At 70.4% G+C, this 6,697-nt stretch carries 4 protein-coding genes and 1 pseudogene; 4 read left to right on the forward strand and 1 reads right to left on the reverse strand.

Annotation, left to right across the window (positions count from 1 at the left end; all coding sequences use genetic code 11):
• Both QMX80_RS17640 and chrA read left to right on the forward strand, forming a co-directional pair.
• A pseudogene (locus tag QMX80_RS17640) lies at positions 1-1,291 on the forward strand (hypothetical protein); the annotation flags it as partial.
• A 266-nt stretch (positions 1,292-1,557) separates the two neighbouring features.
• Positions 1,558-2,763: a chromate efflux transporter gene (gene chrA, locus QMX80_RS17645; protein ID WP_345782400.1), complete on the forward strand. Its 1,206-nt coding sequence runs from the start codon at positions 1,558-1,560 to the stop codon at positions 2,761-2,763.
• A gap of 63 nt (positions 2,764-2,826) precedes the next feature.
• On the opposite strand, the gene glmS is transcribed toward chrA, so the two are convergent.
• Positions 2,827-4,659 (reverse strand): glutamine--fructose-6-phosphate transaminase (isomerizing), encoded by a 1,833-nt coding sequence (glmS, locus tag QMX80_RS17650; protein WP_273082917.1) that lies wholly within the window; start codon positions 4,657-4,659, stop codon positions 2,827-2,829.
• Between the two features lie 218 nt (positions 4,660-4,877).
• Between glmS and QMX80_RS17655 the strand changes: the two genes are divergently transcribed.
• Together QMX80_RS17655 and QMX80_RS17660 are read left to right on the forward strand one after the other, a co-directional pair.
• A complete protein-coding gene (locus QMX80_RS17655) occupies positions 4,878-6,146 on the forward strand; it encodes an efflux RND transporter periplasmic adaptor subunit (RefSeq protein WP_055771006.1) in 1,269 nt (422 codons plus the stop codon).
• Positions 6,147-6,202: 56 nt separating this feature from the next.
• On the forward strand, positions 6,203-6,697 hold a 495-nt coding region (locus tag QMX80_RS17660; RefSeq protein ID WP_282278479.1), incomplete at its 3' end, for an ABC transporter ATP-binding protein.

A 6,697-nucleotide genomic window follows, 5' to 3' on the forward strand; every position in this document is an offset into this window, starting at 1 on the left:
CGCCGGCGGCAGGCGCGCGGCGGCCGGCGCGGGCGGCGCCCTGCGCCGGCTCGACCTGGCCAGCGGGCGCTGGCGGACGCTGGACTACGGCGTGGACCGCGACGCGGTCGACTCGCTGCCGCGCCACTCCCCCGATGGGCGCTGGCTCGGTTTCCGCCGCGGCACCACGCTCGGCGACCTGTGGCTGATGCCCGCCGGCGGCGGCGCGCCGCGCCGGCTCACCACCCTGCGCGGCGACATCCGCGGCTGGGCCTGGCTGCCGGACAGCCAGGGCGTGGTCTTCAGCCTGGTCAAGGAAGAAGTCCGGCTGTACCGCATCGACCTGGCCGGCGGGGACCCGGTTCCCTTGCCGGTACTGGCCGGCGGCAATCCGATCCAGCCGGATATCGCCGCGGACGACTGGTCGATGGCCTTCGAGATCGACCGGCTGCGCAGCGGCATGTTCCGCTTCCGTACCGACGGCAGCGGCGCCGGCGAACCGGTATTCGCCTCAAGCGGCGTGGACCTGACACCGGGCATCTCCCCGGACGGCACCACCCTGGCCTTCGTTTCGGATCGCAGCCTGCACGCGCAGCTGTGGATCGGCCAGCCCGCGCACCCGGAAACCCTGCGCGCGGTGGCGGGCATCGTCCCGGTGCCGCGCCATCCGCCGGTATGGTCGGGCGACGGCCGCAGGCTGCTGGTGATCGGGCGCGGCAACAACGGCGACCGCCTGTTCGAAATCGAAGCCGGCAGCGACACCGCGACCCCCTTGCCGGTACCCGCGCCATCACCGGCCTTCGCCGCCTATACCGACCGGCCGGACCGCCTGCTGGTCGGCACCGATGGCGGCCAGGGCAGGCTGCGGCTGGTGCTCTATTCGCTGCCGGACTGGCGCAGCATCGCGACGCTGGAGGACGTGGCCGTCGCCCGCTACGACGCGGCCGGACAGCGGGTCTGCTTCACCCGGCCAGCGCGGACCGGCATATGGTGCGCCGACCCCGGACTGCAGTCGGTCGTCGCGCACGACACCCGCTTCCCCGCCGCCGCGCATTACCGCGAGTGGAACATCGCCAAGGGAACGCTCTACTACGACGGTCCGATCGATGGCTGCCGGACCGCCTGGATGGCGCTGGGCGACAGCCATCGGGCGGACGGCGGACGGAGTTGCCTGATCGCCGGGCAGGCCGCGCTGGCCGGCTCCAGCAGCGTCGACGGCGAGGGCCGCTGGCTCTACGCCTCGTTGCCGCTGGAGCACAACATCGACGTCGGCTGGACATCGCTGCAGGCCCTGGCCGGACCCGCCCGGTAGCGTCGCGCGGGAACGGATCCGGCAGGCAGGAGCGACCGGAACCGACGGCCCACGGCGTTGAACGCCACCGTCATCGGCCCGCGCTAATGTCGGGCACCGCTCCCGTGCTCTCCGCGCCCCGATGTCCTCCGCACGCTTCCCGGCTCCCGCTTTCCGGCCAACGCCGCAGCGCCCGCACACCGCCGCCAGCCGCCGCGGCGGTTCCGGCGCTGCCCCGCCATGGAGCGGCCATGGCGCCTGAGGCGGACAGGCCATCCGGCGCCGGCATGCGCACCGGGCCGGCCGAAAGCACCGGACGCGTGTTCCTGGCGTTCCTGCGCCTGGGCCTGACCGCCTTCGGCGGCCCGGTCGCGCACCTGGCGTACTTCCATGAGGAATTCGTCGTGCGCCGGCGTTGGCTGGACGAACGCAGCTACGCCGACCTGGTCGCGTTCTGCCAGTTCCTGCCAGGGCCAGCCAGCAGCCAGGTGGGCATGGCACTGGGCCTGTCGCGGCGTGGCTATCGCGGCGCGCTCGCCGCCTGGGCCGGCTTCACCCTGCCGTCGGCCGTCGCCCTGATCGTCTTCGCGCAGCTCCTGTCCACATACCCCGGCGCGATACCGGCCGGCGCGCTGCACGGGCTCAAGATCGCGGCGGTCGCGGTGGTGGCGCAGGCGGTCTGGAACATGGGCCGGAATCTCCATGCAGGCCGCGCGTGGCTCGCCCTCATGCTGGCGGCCGCCGGCATCGCCGTGTCCGCTCCTTTCGCCTTCGTGCAGCCGGGCATCATCGCCGCCGCCGCGCTGGCCGGACTGCGGCTGTTCCCGTCCACGCCGCCGCGGGAACACGCCGCGTGGACGATGCCCGTCGGGCGTCGCGCCGGCATGCTGTGGCTGGCCGCGTTCTTCGCCCTGCTGGCCGGACTGCCGCTGCTTGCCGCGCTGCTGCCCGGCCAGGCCCTGGCCGAAGCAAATGCATTCTTCCGCGCCGGTGCGCTGGTGTTCGGCGGTGGCCACGTGGTGCTGCCGCTGCTGCAGGCCGCGGTGGTGCCGCCGGGCTGGGTCGGCAACGACGCGTTCCTCGCCGGCTATGGCGCGGCGCAGGCGATGCCCGGCCCGCTGTTCGCCTTCGCCGCCTTCCTCGGCGCGTCCATGCAGGCCGCGCCGTCGGGCTGGGCGGGCGGCCTGCTCTGCCTGGTGGCGGTATTCGCCCCGTCCTTCCTGCTGGTGGCCGGCGCCCTGCCGTTCTGGGCCCGGCTGCGCGGCAACGCGCGCATGCGCGCCGCAATGACCGGCATCAACGCGGCGGTGGTCGGCCTGCTGCTGGCCGCGCTCTACGACCCGGTGTGGACCAGCGCCATCCATGGCCCATTGGATATCGCGCTGGCGCTCCTGGCCCTGGCTGCGCTCGCGCGCTGGAAACTGCCGCCGTGGCTGGCGGTGATCGGCTGCGGCGCCGCGGGCGGGATGCTGGGCGCGGCCGGCCTGCAATGAAGAAGCGGCCGGACGCGGTTCTTCCGCTCCGGCCGCCCCGTCGTCAAGCGGATATCGCCGCGCTCACTCCACGGTGACGCTTTTGGCCAGGTTGCGCGGCTTGTCCACGTCGGTGCCGCGGGCCAGCGCCGTGTGGTACGCCAGCATCTGCACCGGGATGGTGTGCACCACCGGGCTCAACACGCCGGCATGGCGCGGCGTGCGGATCACGTGCACGCCTTCCGATTCGCTGAAGTTGCTGTCCTGGTCGGCGAACACGAACAGTTCGCCGCCGCGCGCGCGCACCTCCTGCATGTTGGACTTCACCTTCTCCAGCAGGCTGTCGTTGGGCGCGATCACCACCACCGGCATTTCCGCGTCGACCAGTGCCAGCGGCCCATGCTTGAGCTCGCCGGCCGGGTAGGCCTCGGCGTGGATGTAGGAGATTTCCTTGAGCTTGAGCGCGCCTTCCAGCGCGATCGGGTAATGCAGGCCACGGCCAAGGAACAGCGCATTGGACTTGCCGGCGAAACGCTCGGCCCAGGCGACGATCTGCGGCTCCAGGTTCAACGCGTGCTGCACGCTGCCAGGCAGGTGGCGCAGCTGTTCCAGGTAGTCCGCCTCCTGCCCGGCGTTGATCTTGCCATGCAGCCTGCCCAGCACCACGGTCAGCTGGAACAGCGCCGCCAGCTGGGTGGTGAAGGCCTTGGTCGAGGCGACGCCGATCTCGGCGCCGGCGCGGGTGTAGCAGACCAGCTCACTGGCGCGCGGGATCGCGCTTTCCGGCACGTTGCAGATCGACAGCGTGTGCTTGTGCCCCAGCGACTTGGCGTACTTCAGCGCCTCCATCGTGTCCAGGGTTTCGCCGGACTGGGAAATGGTGACGATCAGGTGCTTCGGGTTGGCGAACGCATCGCGGTAGCGGTACTCGCTGGCGATCTCCACGCTGCAGGGCAGGCCGGCGATGGCCTCGATCCAGTAACGCGCGGTCAAGCCGGCGTAGTAACTGGTGCCGCAGGCCAGGATCTGCACGCCCTCGATGTCGCGCAGCACCGTTTCCGCGTTCGCGCCGAACAGCGTCGCCGGGAACCCACCGGCATCGATCGCGGCCTCGATGGTGTCGGCCAGCGCGCGCGGCTGCTCGTGGATTTCCTTCTGCATGAAGTGGCGGTACGGCCCCAGCTCCAGCGAGGCCAGCGACACGTCGGACAGGCGCTGCTCGCGCTGCACCGGCAGGTTGTCCGCATCGAATACGCGCACCCCCTCGCGGGTAAGTTCGGCGGTGTCGCCTTCCTCCAGGAACATCACCCGACGGGTGGCCTGCAGGATCGCCGATACATCGGAGGCCACGAAGTTCTCGCCTTCGCCCAGGCCCACCAGCAGCGGGCAGCCCATCCGCGCCACCACCATCCGGTCCGGCTCGTTCTGGCTGATCACCGCCAGCGCGTAGGCGCCGGTCAATTCCTTCACCGTGCGCTGCAGGGCGGCCAGCAGGTCGTCATGGCCGGCCTTGAGGTGATGGTGGATCAGGTGCGCGATGACCTCGGTATCGGTCTGCGATTCGAACACATAGCCCAGCGCGCCCAGCTTCTCGCGCTGCTCCTCGTGGTTCTCGATGATGCCGTTGTGCACCAGCGCAACGCCGTGGCTGACGTGCGGGTGCGCGTTCGATTCGGTGACGCCGCCATGGGTGGCCCAGCGGGTATGACCAATGCCGAGCGTCGCGGCGAAGCCTTCGGCGGCGGCGGCGTTTTCCATCTCGGCGACGCGGCCGGTGCGGCGCACGCGACGGATGTCGCGATCGTCCAGCACGGCAATGCCGGAAGAATCGTAGCCCCGGTATTCCAGCCGCTTCAGTCCTTCGATCAGTACCGGTACCACGTCGCGATCAGCGATCGCTCCCACAATGCCGCACATAGTCCATCCATCCGGATTCACAGGCGGACATTCTAGGTCAGCCGCTTCGGACATCCACCGGACAACCGCCGGACATCGCGCCCGCGGACACTGTCCGCGCCGGTGTCCGCGGACACCCGGACACATCTAAGTTCGAAGAATATCCCTTGTTTTTCATGCACATGGAAGTTGGCACGGGATCTGCTTAACCGATACCAACTCTTCCAGCGATGCCGACGATGATCCGCGACACCTCCGCACAGGACCACACCCTTTCCCAGCGCTCCCAGCCGAAATGGCGCCGTTGGCTGTGGCCGGCCGTGGCCGCGCTGGTGGTCCTGGCCGGCATCGGCTTCGTCGCCAAGGGCTGGCTCGGCGGCTCGCGCTCGTTCGATGGCGCGCGCCTGCGCATCGCCACCGTCGGCCGCGGCGACCTGGTCCGCGACATCGCCGCCGATGGCCGCGTGATCGCCGCCAACAGCCCGGTGCTGTATGCGATCTCCGCCGGCACGGTGACCCTGAAGGTGGTAGCCGGCGACGTGGTCAAGCAGGGCCAGGAGCTGGCAGTGATCGACAGCCCGGAACTGCGCAGCAAACTGGCCCAGGAACAGGCCACCCTGGCCGGCCTGGAAGCCGAGGCCGGCCGCGCCGCGCTCGACGCCACCCTGGCCCGCGCCACCGCCAGCAAGGTCACCGACCAGGCCGCCATCGACCGCCAGGCCGCCGCGCGCGACCTGGAGCGCTACCAGCGCGGCTTCGATGGTGGCGCCGTGCCGCAGGTCAACCTGGCCAAGGCGCAGGACGACCTGAAGAAGGCCGAGATCACCCTGCAGCACGCCAGGAGCGATGCCGCCCTGCAGAGCCAGGGCGCCGACCTGGACGCGCGCAACAAGCGCCTGCTCGCCAACCGCCAGCAGGCGGTGGTGGACGAAGTGCAGCGCCAGGTGGACGCGCTGACCCTGCGCGCCCCCTTCGACGGCCAGGTCGGCCAGGTGCAGGCCACCCAGCACACCCAGGTCGCGACCAATGCGCCGATCCTGGGCGTGGTCGACCTGTCGCGCTTCGAGATCGAGATCAAGGTGCCCGAGAGCTTCGCCCGCGACCTGGCGATCGGCATGCCGTCGCAGCTCACCAGCGGTTCCGGCCAGCCGTTCCCGGGCGAGATTTCGGCCGTCTCGCCGGAAGTGGTCAACGGCGAGGTCGTGGCCCGCATCCGCTTCTCCGACAAGCAGCCCGAAGGCCTGCGCCAGAGCCAGCGCATGAGCGCGCGCATCCTGCTCGACACCCGCAAGGACGTGATCAAGGTCGAGCGCGGTCCGTTCGTCGAGCAGTCCGGCGGCCGCTACGCCTGGGTGGTCAACGGCAGCACCGCCAGCCGCCGCCCGGTGCAGTTCGGCGTCAGCAGCCTGGGCGAAGTCGAGATCGTCTCCGGCCTGCAGCCGGGCGAGAAGGTCGTCGTTTCCGGTACCGACCTGTTCGGCGACGCCGAACGCGTTTCCATCAACTGATTTCCCCGCCTTTTCCCACATTCCCACTTTCCCACTTTCCAGCGCAGGAACTTCCCATGCTCCAGATGCAATCCGTTTCCAAGGTCTTCCGCACCGAACAGGTCGAAACCCACGCGTTGCGCTCGCTCGATCTGCACGTGCGCGAAGGCGAGTTCGTCGCCGTCACCGGCCCGTCGGGCTCGGGCAAGACCACGTTCCTCAACATCGCCGGGCTGCTGGAGACCTTCACCAGCGGCCAGTACCTGCTGGATGGGCAGGACGTCAGCCACCTCGGCGACGACGCCCGCTCGCGCCTGCGCAACCAGAAGATCGGCTTCATCTTCCAGGGCTTCAACCTGATCCCCGACCTGAACCTGTTCGACAACGTCGACGTGCCGCTGCGCTACCGCGGCATGCCCGCCGCCGAACGCCGCGAGCGCATCGAGAAGGCGTTGAGCAGCGTCGGCCTGGGCTCGCGCATGAAGCATTACCCGGCCGAACTGTCCGGCGGCCAGCAGCAGCGCGCCGCCATCGCCCGCGCCCTGGCCGGCAGCCCGCGCCTGCTGCTGGCC

Origin of the sequence: Stenotrophomonas sp. PS02297 (genome assembly GCF_029959705.1) — a bacterium.
Lineage (GTDB): Bacteria > Pseudomonadota > Gammaproteobacteria > Xanthomonadales > Xanthomonadaceae > Stenotrophomonas > Stenotrophomonas nitritireducens.

Bases quoted from the DNA above. Each gene is read 5' to 3' on its own strand.
- chrA (WP_345782400.1), top strand. From the start codon at position 1,558: ATGCGCACCGGGCCGGCCGAAAGCACCGGACGCGTGTTCCTGGCGTTC.
- glmS (WP_273082917.1), bottom strand. From the start codon at position 4,659: ATGTGCGGCATTGTGGGAGCGATCGCTGATCGCGACGTGGTACCGGTA.
- QMX80_RS17655 (WP_055771006.1), top strand. From the start codon at position 4,878: ATGATCCGCGACACCTCCGCACAGGACCACACCCTTTCCCAGCGCTCC.